11 protein-coding genes are annotated in these 12,358 nt (G+C 68.7%); 7 read left to right on the top strand and 4 right to left on the bottom strand.

The features are described 5' to 3' along the window. Positions 1–22: 22 nt before the first annotated feature. Positions 23–1,453 (bottom strand): APC family permease, encoded by a 1,431-nt coding sequence (locus ACH46_RS13895; protein WP_417935255.1) that lies wholly within the window; start codon positions 1,451–1,453, stop codon positions 23–25. A 16-nt stretch (positions 1,454–1,469) separates the two neighbouring features. Continuing rightward, entirely contained in the window at positions 1,470–2,924 is a 1,455-nt protein-coding gene (locus ACH46_RS13890; RefSeq protein ID WP_062393452.1) for an aldehyde dehydrogenase family protein, read from the bottom strand. Positions 2,925–3,108: 184 nt separating this feature from the next. On the opposite strand from ACH46_RS13890, the gene ACH46_RS13885 reads away from it, so the two are divergent. Further along, positions 3,109–3,957 (top strand): DegV family protein, encoded by an 849-nt coding sequence (locus tag ACH46_RS13885; protein WP_062395426.1) that lies wholly within the window; start codon positions 3,109–3,111, stop codon positions 3,955–3,957. On the opposite strand, the gene ACH46_RS13880 is transcribed toward ACH46_RS13885, so the two are convergent. Then, a complete protein-coding gene (locus ACH46_RS13880) occupies positions 3,950–5,164 on the bottom strand; it encodes an FAD-dependent monooxygenase (protein ID WP_062393451.1) in 1,215 nt (404 codons plus the stop codon). The genes ACH46_RS13885 and ACH46_RS13880 overlap by 8 nt on opposite strands. Positions 5,165–5,258: 94 nt before the next feature. Here ACH46_RS13880 and ACH46_RS13875 point away from each other — a divergent pair, with 94 nt between their 5' ends. From ACH46_RS13875 to holA, 5 genes are all read left to right on the top strand, one after another. Beyond that, on the top strand, positions 5,259–6,134 hold the full coding sequence (locus ACH46_RS13875) for a TetR/AcrR family transcriptional regulator C-terminal domain-containing protein (protein ID WP_062395422.1): 876 nt from the start codon (positions 5,259–5,261) through the stop codon (positions 6,132–6,134). A gap of 101 nt (positions 6,135–6,235) precedes the next feature. Next, positions 6,236–7,297: a ComEA family DNA-binding protein gene (locus tag ACH46_RS13870; protein ID WP_120298871.1), complete on the top strand. Its 1,062-nt coding sequence runs from the start codon at positions 6,236–6,238 to the stop codon at positions 7,295–7,297. Further along, positions 7,294–8,787 carry a ComEC/Rec2 family competence protein gene (locus ACH46_RS13865; protein WP_062393450.1) on the top strand — a complete coding sequence of 498 codons (1,494 nt, stop codon included), beginning with the start codon at positions 7,294–7,296 and terminating at the stop codon, positions 8,785–8,787. The genes ACH46_RS13870 and ACH46_RS13865 overlap by 4 nt, the downstream gene beginning before the upstream one ends. Positions 8,788–9,274: 487 nt before the next feature. Then, positions 9,275–9,592, top strand: coding sequence for a hypothetical protein (locus ACH46_RS13855; protein ID WP_157851058.1), 318 nt, complete (start codon positions 9,275–9,277; stop codon positions 9,590–9,592). A gap of 48 nt (positions 9,593–9,640) precedes the next feature. Next, on the top strand, positions 9,641–10,600 hold the full coding sequence (gene holA / locus ACH46_RS13850) for a DNA polymerase III subunit delta (RefSeq protein WP_193392907.1): 960 nt from the start codon (positions 9,641–9,643) through the stop codon (positions 10,598–10,600). Positions 10,601–10,768: 168 nt separating this feature from the next. Here the strand turns inward: holA and rpsT are convergent, their stop codons facing one another. Further along, the gene (rpsT, locus tag ACH46_RS13845; RefSeq protein WP_062393446.1) at positions 10,769–11,029 is read right to left on the bottom strand and encodes a 30S ribosomal protein S20; all 261 of its coding nucleotides are present in this window, start codon (positions 11,027–11,029) and stop codon (positions 10,769–10,771) included. 225 nt (positions 11,030–11,254) lie between these two features. Here rpsT and ACH46_RS13840 point away from each other — a divergent pair, with 225 nt between their 5' ends. Beyond that, entirely contained in the window at positions 11,255–12,352 is a 1,098-nt protein-coding gene (locus tag ACH46_RS13840) for a hypothetical protein (protein ID WP_062393445.1), read from the top strand. Positions 12,353–12,358: the final 6 nt, after the last annotated feature.

Below are 12,358 nucleotides of genomic sequence, written 5' to 3'. Positions count from 1 at the left end.
CGGGCGGGTCGCGACGTCGCCGTCAGGGACGGCGTTCGAGGGCCAGTCCTGCGGCCACGCCGACGACGAGGGTGACGACGATCGCGGCGATGAAGAGATTCGCCATGGCCTGCGATCCATCGATGAGAGTGGTGAAGTTGGCGACGACCAGCGCGGTGATGCCGCACAGTCCGAGGGCCCCGAGCACCGGTGCGATCTTGGTGTGCCACAGGCGGTCGTCGGACGAGTGCCGCGCGAAGTACACGATGATCGCGATGCTGGTGAGGACCATGAGGAGCAGGACCGCGACGATCGCCACGCCTGCCATCCAGGTGAACAGTTGCAGGACCGGGTCGGCGCCGACGACGGCGAAGACACCGACCAGGATGATCGCGGAGATGGTCTGCACCACCGAACCGGCGTGCGGCGACCCGTGCTTCGGGTGCACGGACTTCAGCCGTTGCGGCGCACGACCGTCGCGGGCCAGCGCGAAGGTGTAGCGCGCGATGGCGTTGTGGAAGGCGAGCAGAGCGGCGAACAGGCTCGTCACCAGCATCACCATCATCACGTCGGAGGCGAAGCCGCCGAGGTACTTCGCGGTGGCGTTGAACGTCAGATCGGCGGTGTCGTTCTGCGCCGCCGCCTGCACCTCGTCGCTGCCGTAGGCGAGGACGACGGCCCAGCTGCCGAGCGCGTACAGCACACCGATCGTGATGACTGCGATGTAGGTGGCCTTCGGGATCGTCCGCTTCGGATCTTTGGCCTCCTCGCCGTAGATGGCCGTCGCCTCGAATCCGACGAACGATCCGATCGCGAACATCAGCGCGATGCCCGGGGACGCGGACATGAACGAGCTCGGGCTGAACGACGTGAAGTCGATGCCGTGCGCACCGCCCTTCGAGAGCACACCGACGGTCAGCGCGACGATGAGCGCGATCTCAGCGACCAGCACCACGCCCAGCACCTTGGCACCGAGATCGATGCTGCGATAACCGAGGAACGCGACGATCGCCATCAGGACGAACGCCCACACCCACCACGGCAGGTCCGGGCCGCCGAAACGGACGACGACGCTCTGCATGGTGGACGCCGCGAGGCCGTAGATCGCGGCCTGGATCGTGGTGTACGCCAGCAGGGCGAGGCTCGCGGCGCCCATGCCCGTCGGGCGCCCGAGCCCGCGGGTGACGTACGCGTAGAAGGCGCCGGTGTCGGTGACGGCGGTGCTCATCGCCGCGTAGCCGACGCTGAACACGAGCAGCACCACGGCCGCGACGATGTAGGCGAGGGGAGCGCCCGAACCGTTGCCGATCGCGATCATCACCGGCAGGGACCCGGCGATCGACGTCAGCGGCGCGGCGGCCGCGATGACGAGGAAGACGATGCCCGCGACGCCGATCGAGCCGCGGAGAGCCGTCGACGAACCGGACGATGAATCGGAGTCGGACACGATGGAGGGAGTCTTCTGTGCAGTCATGGAGATCTTCTGCCGACTACAGGACGACGGTGACGGTCTTGGTCTCGGTGTACGCGAGGATCCCCTCGTAGCCGAGTTCGCGACCGATGCCGCTCGCCTTCACGCCACCCCACGGCAGCTGGGGTGCCAGCGGCGACCAGCCGTTGACCCCGATGGCGCCGGCGTCGATCTGCGCCGACACGGTGTGCGCGCGGGAGACGTCCTTCGTCCACACCGTTGCCGAGAGTCCGTACTGGTTGTCGTTGGCGAGGGCGACGGCCTCGTCGTCGTTGTCGAAGGGCACGACGATCCCGACCGGGCCGAAGATCTCCTCCCGCGCGACGGACATGTCGTTGGTGCCGGCGAAGACGGTCGGCTCCACGAAGAAGCCCGGCCGGTCGGGGGCCGACCCGCCGGCGACGATCGCGGCGCCCTCGGCGCGTCCCTGCTCGAAGTAGCCGACGACCCGGTCGCGCTGACGCTCGTTCACCAGGGGACCCATGGTGGTGTCCGCGTCGAATGGATCGCCGATCACCTGGGCCCTGGCCGCGCCCTGCAGCCCGTCGAGGACGGCGTCATACACGCTGCGGTGCGCGAGGATGCGGGTGCCCGCGGCGCACACCTCGCCCTGATTGAAGAACAGTCCCATCGCGCAGCCCTGGATCGCGGCGTCGAGGTCGGCGTCGTCGAACACGATCTGCGGAGCCTTGCCGCCGAGTTCGAGAGCGGTGCGCTTGAAGTTGCTCGCCGAATTCCGCAGGATGGTGCGGCCGGTGGCGGTGGACCCGGTGAACGAGATCTTGGCGATGCCGGGGTGCAGCGACAGCGCCTCACCCGCGACCCTGCCGAGGCCGGGAAGGACGTTCACGGTGCCCGCGGGGAACCCGGCCTCGTCAACCAATTCGGCGAGCTTCAGGATCGCCAGCGAGGCGTCCTCGGCGGGCTTGATGATGACGGTGTTGCCGCACGCCAGGGCCGGTGCGAGCTTCCAGCCGAGAATCATCAGCGGCGCGTTCCACGGGACGATCGCGGCGACGACGCCGATCGGGTCGCGGCGCGTGTACGCGTGCGTCTGGACCGGTCCGCCCATGTACCCGTCGTTGCTGAGGACCTCACCGTTGATCTTGTCGGCCCAGCCCGCGTAGTAGCGGAGTGACGCGATGAGGTTCGGGACCATCAGCGCCACGCTCATGCCGACGGGGCGGCCCATGTCCAGCGACTCCAGGTGTGCAAGCTGCTCCAGGTCGCGCTCGACGAGGTCGGCCAGCCTGTTGAGGAGCGCGCCCTTGCGCGACGGTGCCAGCGCACCCCACTCGCCGCGGAAGGCCGCGGTCGCGGCGTCGACGGCGGAGTCGACCTCCGCGGCGGACGCGGCCGCGAGATCGGCCAACGGTGTTCCCGTCGAGGGGTTGAGGGTGGTGAACCGTTCACTCGGTTGGCGCCACTCACCGCCGATGAAGAGACCGGTGGAGAGCGTGGAGATGTCGATCATGGGAGGCTCCTAGAAATGGCGATCGGCCACAGACACTGATGAGTGGTCGGTGTCACAAAGCTATGACCGATGTGTCGGCAGCGATATTCGATATTGCCAACCCTTGCCTGAAGGAATCTTTCGTCTGCGGCCGATCGCTGCGACCGCCGTCGGCCTCCGCCGCCGCACCCGCTACCGTGTAGGGGTGTCTGTCGTCATCGTCACCGATTCGTCGTCGCGGTTGCCCGCGTCACTGCTTGACGAGCACGGAATCCTGCAGGTCCCGCTGTATCTGACCACCGAAGACGGCACCAGTTACGCCGAGGGCGTCGACGACATGCCTGACGACATCATCACCACCCCGAAGGTCACCACGTCGGGGGCCAATCTGCGCGATCTGCAGAAGACGTACGCGCAGGCGTGGGAGCTGTCCGACGGTGACGGCGTGGTCGCCGTGCACATGTCCCGTCGGCTGTCCGGCACGTGGAGCGCGGCGCGACTGGCCGCCGAGAACATGGACGGACAGGTTCGCGTCGTCGACTCGCGCTCGGTCGGACTCTCGGTCGGGCTCACGACGATGGCCGCCGTGCAGGCCGCCGAGAAGGGGGCCGATCGCGATGGCGCCTACGAGGCCGCCGTCCGCGCCGCAGCCACCGCCGAGTCGATGATCTGCGTGCAGGCGCTCGACAATCTCCGGTCCAGCGGTCGGATCAGCGCGGCGAGCCACATGCTCGGCTCCGCGTTGGCCATCAAGCCGATCCTGCACATGGCCGACGGCATCCTCACGCTCCGCGAGCGACACCGGACCTCCACCAAGGCCATCGCCAAGATGCTCGACGCCGCCGTCGAACTCGCCGAGGACGAGCCGGTGACGGTCGGCATCCAGCACTGCCGGAACCCGGAACTCGCCGAGTCGGTCCTCGAGCAGGCCGTCGAGCGGATCGAGAAGGTCACCTCGACGATTGTCGTCGATCTCGGCGCCGTCCTCGGCACCCACGTCGGCCCCGGTGCCGTCGGCATCACCCTCGGTCACGGGCTCGATCCGCTCAGCTGATCGTGCGGGCATCTCGTCGATAGTCCGGCAGGTCGATGCCGTCGGCCTTCACGAACTCCGGCGCCAGGAGGTTTCGGAGCGGCCACCGGTCCATCGCCCAGTAGGTGAAGCGGCTCGCGGCGATCATCGCGCGGCCGTTGGGCGCGTAGCCGCCGACACCTCCCGGCGGCAGCTGTTGCGCCCCTGCGGCGAACGGCCGCATGATCCGCTCATACGACGCCAGCGCGGACGCGACGTCGCCGCCGTCGGAGCGGCCGAGTTCGCCGGCCAGGACGTAGGCGCCGACGAGGGCAAGGGTGGTGCCCAGGCCGGTGAGCGGAGTGGGGCAGTAGCCGGCGTCGCCGACGAGTGCGACGCGACCGGTCGTGAATCGGTCCATGCGAACCCGGGCGAGATCGGCGTACGCCCAGTCGTCGGCGTCGCGCATCTGATCGAGCAGTTGCGGTGCCACCCAGCCGACGTCGGCGAAGGCCTCCTCCATCAGCGACCACTGGCTCGCGCGGTCGGTCCGCGGCACGGGATCGGAGCCGCGGACCGCGAGTGACGCCTTGACCGTGCCGTCGGTGCGGGACGGGCGCGCGGAGACGACCCGGCCGCCGGTGGCGTGGTGGAGCAGGTACCAGCCGTCCAGGTCGTCGTCGATGGCGGCGGTGAACCAGGCGAAGCGGAGTCCGATCGGTTCGAGGAATTCGCTGTCGGCGCCGAACGCGGTGCGTCGCACGGCGGAGCTGAGACCGTCCGCGCCGATCACGAGGTCGAACCGGCGCGGTGCCGCGGTGGCGAAGGTGACTGTGACACCCCGAGAGTCCTCGTCGAGGGCGGTGATCGTGTCGCCCCAGAGATATTTGACGGTCGACGGGGTCGCGTCGACGAGGATCTCGGCGAGGTCGCCGCGCAGGATCTCATGCGTCGACACGATGCCGTTGCCGTCGAAGGCTTCGACGGGCAGCGAGCTGTAGCGCCTGCCGCCTGCGCCGACCGTCGCGATGCCGCGCTGGTGCAGCAGTCGGGCGTCGGTCTCGTCGGCGAGACCCAGGCGCTCCACGACGGTGCGGCCGGCGCCGCGCAGGTCGACGGTCTGGCCGCCCGGCCGCAATGACGGAGCGCGCTCGACGACTGTCACGTCGTGGCCCTGGCGGGTGAGGAGGATGGCGGTGGCGGGCCCGGCGATCGAGGCGCCGCTGATGAGGATCTTCAACGTTTTCATAGTGCGACCGTACGGCGTACAAGGCGTCATGGATACACTGTTGAACAGTGAATATGAAGAAAGTGCACTAGTGCACCCAGTGGGAGGGTTTCTCGTGTCGAGAGTGGATGAGATCGCCGGGGAGTTGCGGAAGCGGATCGCCGCCGGCGTCCTGCGGTCGGGGGATCCGGTGCCGTCGACCCGCGCGATCATGCGTGACCACAACGTCGCGATGGCGACGGCGAGCCGGGTGCTCGCGAGACTGCAGCAGGAGGGGCTCGTGGAGTCGACGCCCGGCCGGGGCACTGTGGTGTGTGCGCCGGACGGCGCCGATCCGGCCGTGCTGACCACCGACGGCGTGGTGGGAGTCGCCGTCGGCATCGCCGATGCCGAGTCGCTGGCCGGCGTCTCCATGCGGCGGTTGGCGGCGGCGCTGGGGATCCCGACGATGGCGGTCTATCGGTACGTGCCGAGTCGGGATGATCTCGAGGCGGCGATGCTCGATCACGTGCTGCGCGAGATGGTCCTCCCATCGGCGTCCGGATCGTGGCGCGCCGACCTGGAAGGCGTCGCCCGCGCGCTGTGGCAGGTGATGGTTCGCCATCCGTGGTTCGCGGGCGCGCTGTCGATGACACGGCCCGCCGCGCTCGCGAGCGCGATGCCGATGTCGGAGCGGATGCTCGCGTGCCTGACCGAAGCGGTCGGCGACCCGATCCAGGCCTTCACCGACTACCTCGGCCTGCTGCACTTCATCCGCGGCGTCGGCCTCACCCTCGAACCCGAGCTGGCAGACCTCGCCGAGACCGGTCTCACCAACGACGAGTGGGTGGACACCCGGATCGGCGACCTCAAGCGCGTCGCGCCCGGCGACCGCTTCCCTCATCTGCATCGGATCATCGAGATCGGCTACCCGTACGACGCAGACGTGCTTTTCGAATCGGGCCTCCGCCGATTCCTCGACGGGCTCTCCGCCGACGATGGTGGGGGCTGACTCGGTGCCGAATCTGTGGAAAACGTCCGATTCATCCACAGTTCCGCCGAATGGTCTCGACGTCCCTTCTCCCGCGGTCGCGTCGGACCTACCGTGCGCTCATGGGGAGGAACAAGCGGGTGGGCCGCGACCGCGACAACGGGCCCGATCCATTGGCGAGGCTGGCGCCGCCGGAACCGTCGACGCAGCCCTGGGGTGTCACCGGCATGCCGAGCTGGCTCGACACCCCGGCCGGACGCGACGCGTGGGCCGCACGCGACGCTGAACCGGCCGAGGCGGCGGCGCCCCCGACACCGGCGGGGAACGACGATCCGGACTGGAGACCGTCGAGCGAGACCGAAGACACCGATTGGTTCGACAACGACTGGGACGGCGACGACGAGCAGTCGGCGTCGGACGGTGAACTGCCCGGCCTGGAATCGCTCGGTGACGACGATGAGTGGGAGGACGACTGGGAGCCGCCGCGACGTCGTCTGACGATGCTCCCGCCCGCAGCGATCGGACTGATCGTCGTGGGGCTCATCGCGTGTGCGATCGCCGGTTACTCGCTCTTGAAGCAGAATGAGCCGACCGCGCCCGTCGTCGCGTTCGACGCCGCCGTCGAATCGGCGGAACCAGGCAGGCCGTCATCGGGCACGGTTCCGTCAGCGTCCGCTTCGTCGACTGCGCCCGACGGCCGGATCATCGTCAGCGTCGTCGGGCTGGTCCGCAAACCGGGTCTGGTGCGGATCGTCGACACGGCGCGGGTGGCCGATGCGATCGCGCAGGCAGGCGGCGCCCGACCCGGCGCCGACCTCATCAGTCTCAACATGGCCCAGTTGCTGCACGACGGCGACCAGATCCTCGTCGGGCAGGGCGACGGCGGCTCGGTGAAGAGTGCGGTGGTCCCGGCGTCCGGTGCGTCCGGTGGCGAACCGTCCGGGGGAGCGCCGCCGGGTGCGGGCGGCAGCCTCCCCGCCGACGGCACCGGCCTCGTGAACCTCAACACAGCGACCGCCGAGCAGCTCGACACGCTTCCGGGCGTCGGTCCGGTGACCGCCGAGGCGATCATCGCGTGGCGACAGGCCAACGGGAAGTTCACTTCGGTGGAGCAGCTCGCGGAGGTCGACGGGATCGGGCCGGCGCGACTCGCGAAGCTGAAGCCGCTCGTCACGGTCGGGTGAAGACCGCCGACCTGCGGTTGGCGGCGCCTGCCGCGGGGTGCTGGGCGGCTGCGGCGGTCGCGTTGGCGGCGCCGGTCGGGGTGAGTGCGGGGATCGCCGCCGGTTGTGTGGTCGGGGGACTGGCGGCGATCGGGTGGTCGCGGTCGGCGGGGGAGTTCGGGCGGTCCGTCGCCGTCACTGCGGCGGCCGTGTGCGGGGTGACGGCGGCGTCGACGATCGTGGTGCTGCTGCGGATCATCGCCGTGGATGAGGCGCCGATCGTCGCGGTGGACGGCAAGCCCGTGGTGGAGGTGACGGTGGCGGGTGATCCGTCGTTCTCGATTCCGGGGATGATGAGCCTGCCCGTCGAAGTCGAGGCTGTTCGCGGGGCGCGGCAGCGGCCGGTGGCGGCGACGCTGTTGGCGCGGTCGTCGATGGTCGATCCGCTGCCGGGGGAACGCTATCGAGTGCGGGCGCGTGTCCGGCCACCGCGGGAGGGTGTCGCGGATCGGCTGGTCGCGGCCAGGTTGAGTGCCGTCGGCGAACTGGAGAAGATCGGTGAGGCACCGTGGTGGCAGACCGTTGCCGGTCGAGTGCGGGAGCGGTTGCGCGACGTCGCCGCCCGCGCCCTCGGCGAGCGTCCTGCGGGACTGTTGCCCGGACTCGTTCTCGGGGACGTGAGCGGGCTCGATCAGCGGACGTCGGACAATTTCCGCAGTGCCGGGCTCACACACCTCGTGGCTGTGTCGGGCAGCAATTTGGTGCTCGTGTGCGGAACCGTGATCCTCGCCGTCCGGATGACGGGCGCGTCCGCGCGGACGGTCGTCGCCGTCGGGGCGGTGGCGATCGTCGGTTTCGTGATCCTGGTCCGCCCCTCCGACAGCGTCTTGCGGGCCGCGGTCATGGGATCGGTCGGCCTGGTCGCAGGACTCGGGTCGCGGCGGTCGCAGGCGCTGCCCGCGCTGGGAACCGCGGTGATCGTCGTGATCCTGCTGTGGCCGCAGATGGCGGTGGCGCCGGGCTTCGCGCTGTCGGTGGTCGCCACCCTCGGGTTGGTGCTGTGGTCGGTGCCGATCCGGCGAGCGCTCGTCATCCGGGGCATGCCGGAGGCCCCGGCGATGCTCCTGTCGATGACCCTCGCGGCCCAGATCCTGACGACACCGCTGCTGATCGTTCTCACCGACACCGCCAACGTACTCGCGGTCCCCGCCAACCTGCTGGCGATACCGGTGGTCGGCATGGCGGGCCTCCTGGGGACTGCCGCCGCGGTGGTCGGAGCCCTCGGCTCCCGCTACGGTCCCGGCGGTGTTCTCGCCGAGTTCCTGATCCGCGCAGCGGGCCCGCCGACGCGGTGGCTCATCGCCGTCGCCGACCGCCTCGGCGGCCCGACGTGGTCGAGCATCGAGGTCCCGGGATGGATGACGGTGTTCGTATTGGGCGGGCTCATCGCGGCGGTGTTGTGGTGGCGGAACCGGACTCGATCAGCGGGGCGGCGGTTACACCGTGGATGAAGAACCGGAGGATGACTCGGCTGCCGACGAGACGCGAACTCGGCGGTCCCAGCGTGCACGTGGTCAGAGGGGCGGCCCTCGTGGTTCAGTGCCTGGTCGGACGCCGATGCGCGGAGGTCGCGGGTACTCGTATCGTGATGACGAACGTCGCCTGGAATGGGAGTTCGACATCACGGGTCAACGGGTCACCGTCGATTCGACAGTGACCTTGTCCGACCTCGCAGTCAAGGCGAGGAGGTTGCAGGAATCGCTCTTCACATCGAAAGGGCACAACGTGACCGCATTCGGAGCCCGGGTCGCGCGCGTTCAGAATGAGCAGCACGCGTCCCTGACCTACGTGAATGCGACGCAATCAGACATCAATCGATGGGAGCTCGAAGCGGAGATGGAGCGGATAGTCGAACATGGTGACTCGCGGTACATTCGAATCATCGGAAGTGGCTATGACCGTGAGATCGGGCGGAGGTGAACCGGGGTGAGGTGCGACGTGATCACGGTTTCCGAGGTGCCGACCGACGCGTTGGATGAGGCGATTCGCCGTTGCTTGGAATTTGCGTCAGTTCCGGATGCCTACGGGACTGGAGTGCACCTCGAGACGCCGGACGGTGTTCGCATCTACGTCCATCGAGGGGTTCGAGCGATGGCTGTCTCGCTCGTCTCTGGCCTTCCCGACGCAGAACACAACGAGTGGGCGATCCGGATCTTCGATGAGATCGTGCGTGGAGTGACAGGTGGCGTCGAACTGCTCGACGAGGACGACAACGTCGTCCGATCCCGACCTCCCCGGACCAGGGCGTCGGCGTAGCCGAGACTCCCGCCATTCCTGTCGGAGCGGTCTGGCACCATGAACGACGTGAACGATCGGCTGTACCTACTCCTCGGAGACGACGACTTCCTGACCGGTCGCGTCATCTCCCGCGTGGCGGCCGAACGCAGGCGCGAGGCCGGCGTCGACGTGCCGGTCACGCGGATCCGCGCGGGCGAGGTCACCGGTCCCGAGATGGCCGAACTGCTCAGCCCGTCGCTGTTCGCTGAGGAACGGATCATCGTCGTCATGTCCGCGGCCGATGCGGGCAAGGAGCCGGCAGCCCTGATCACCGCGACCGCCAAGTCGATCCCCGAGGGCATCACCCTCATGGTGGTCCACACCGGCGGTGGCCGACAGAAGGCGATGGTCGGACACCTCAAGAAGGCGGGTGCCCAGGAGTTCGCGTGTGCCGCACCGAAATGGCTCAACGAACGGGCCGACTTCGTCCGCAGCGAGTTCCGTCAGCTCGGCGCCAAGGTGTCGGCGGAAGTCGTCGAACTCGTCACCGACATGGTCGGTTCCGACCTCCGCGAGCTGTCGGCGGCCTGCCATCAACTCGTGGCGGACACCGGCAACAAGGTCGACGTCGACGCGGTCCGCCTGTACTACACGGGCCGCGCCGAAGTGACCGGCTTCGAAGTGGCCGACAAGGCGGTGACCGGCGACCTCGCCGGCGCCATGGAGTCCCTCGCGTGGGCTGAGCACCACGGCACCGCCCGGGTCCTGCTGGCCGACGCCCTCGCGGAGGCCGTCCACGCGATCGCCCGCGTGCGGTCCATCGGCAACATGGACAAGTACTCGCTCGCCTCCGAACTCGGCATGTCGCCCGGCCGCGTCGGCAAAGTCCAGACCCAGGCCCGCGCCTGGGACTCGAAGTCGATCGGGGAGGCGCTCCTGGTGGTCGCGCAACTCAACGGCGACGTGAAGGGGCAGGCCGCCGACGCCGGATACGCCCTCGAGCACGCGGTCGCGACGGTCGCGCAGCTGCGGCCGCGGAGGCGCTGAACAGAGCGGGTCGGAGCGCAGCGGAGGTTCGTGCGAAACCTCGTGACAACATGCTGGGACACGACAAACACCTCGATGACTGCGTGGCCCGTCATCGAGGTGTTCGTGAAAGCTGTTCTGTTGTCACTCGGCGAAGCCGAGCGGGGGAGCGGCCGGAGCCGCGCCGCGTCAGAGCTTGTTGACTGCGAGAGCCAGTGCCGACTTCTTGTTGGCTGCCTGGTTCTTGTGGATGACACCCTTCGAAGCAGCCTTGTCGAGCTCACGGCTGGTGACGACGAGCAGCTCGGCCGACTTCTCCTTGTCGCCGGTCGCCACAGTCTCGCGGAACTGGCGGATCGAGGTGCGCAGAGCCGACTTGATCGACTGGTTGCGCAGACGAGCCTTCTCGTTGGTCTTGTTCCGCTTGATCTGAGACTTGATGTTAGCCACGCGATGTCCTCTTCTGACTTCCGGTGCGACCCGTTTCAGGCCGAATGTTCTGTTTCCGATAGCGACAGAGCGGTCAGTGGCCAGCGTCCATCGCAACAGCGGTCAACGATACCAGCGCCATCCGATGCACCAAAATCGCCGGGGCGGAAGGTGGCACACGGACTGCTCGACGCGCTTCAGTGGCGCACGCCGATCAGCAGGCGGTACGCCTCTATGGTGACACGTATGTCTGCCGTCTACGTCCACGTCGGTCTGCCGAAGACCGGCACCACCCACCTGCAGGACCGACTGTGGCGCAACCGCGACCACGCATCGTCGCGCGCGGGCCTCCTGTACCCGGGCAACCGGATCGACGACCACTTCCACGCGGCCGCCCACCTGCAGCCCGAGCGCTACCTGGACTGGGCCGACCCCGCCCACGCCGACGTCTGGCCCGCGATGGTCGCGCAGATGAAGGCGTGGCACGGCTCGTCGCTGGTCTCCCACGAACTCTTCGCGAACGCCGGCCCCGAGCACATCCGGAAGCTGACCGCCGACCTCGACTTCACCGACGAGATCCACGTGGTCCTCACCGTCCGGGACCTGGCCCGCCAGGTCCCGTCGGTCTGGCAGGAGAACGTCAAGAACCAGCGTCGCGCCACGCTGCCGGACTTCGTCGACTCCATCATGGGCGGTCCGGACGGTCCCGGCGAGGAACCGTTCTGGGAGTTCCAGGACTACCGCCGCATCTGCGCCGACTGGGCACAGGTCGTGGGCGCCGACCGCGTCCACATCGTCACCGTCCCGGCACCCGGAACGCAAACGCCGGGCGACGGCCTGTGGGAACGCTTCGTGCGCGTCCTCGGCATCGACCCCGACGACCTCCCCGAACAGGTCCCGAGCTCCAACTCGTCCCTGTCGGCGGGTCAGACAGAACTCCTCCGCCGCCTCAATCACAAGCTGCAGCCCGACGACATCGAATGGCGCCGCTACGAAGGCCTCATCAAGGGCGTGTTGATCGGGCAGTACCTCTTCAAGACGCGCACCGGCGCTCCCGCAGCGCTGAGCGGTGAGCAACTCGCCTGGGCCACCGCCGAATCCGAGAGACTCGTCGCCACCATCGTCGAGAACGGATACCCGGTGTCCGGGACGGTCGACGACCTCCGCGTCACCGCCGTCCACCACACCGACGAGCCGCCCGCCACGGTCGACGACGCGCTCGACGCAGCGCTCGAGGCGATCGCCCTCTGGGCCACGACAGCCGACGTCCCGGATCACACGCCGGCGCTGAAGACGCGCGTCGCGAACGTCGTTCGTCGAGCCCGCCGCCGCATCACCCGCTGACGGGAG

It is taken from the genome of Gordonia phthalatica, from assembly GCF_001305675.1.
Classification (GTDB): Bacteria; Actinomycetota; Actinomycetes; order Mycobacteriales; family Mycobacteriaceae; genus Gordonia; species Gordonia phthalatica.
The sequence above is the reverse complement of the archived record's forward strand: the minus strand, read 5'-3'. Positions and strand labels throughout refer to the sequence as shown.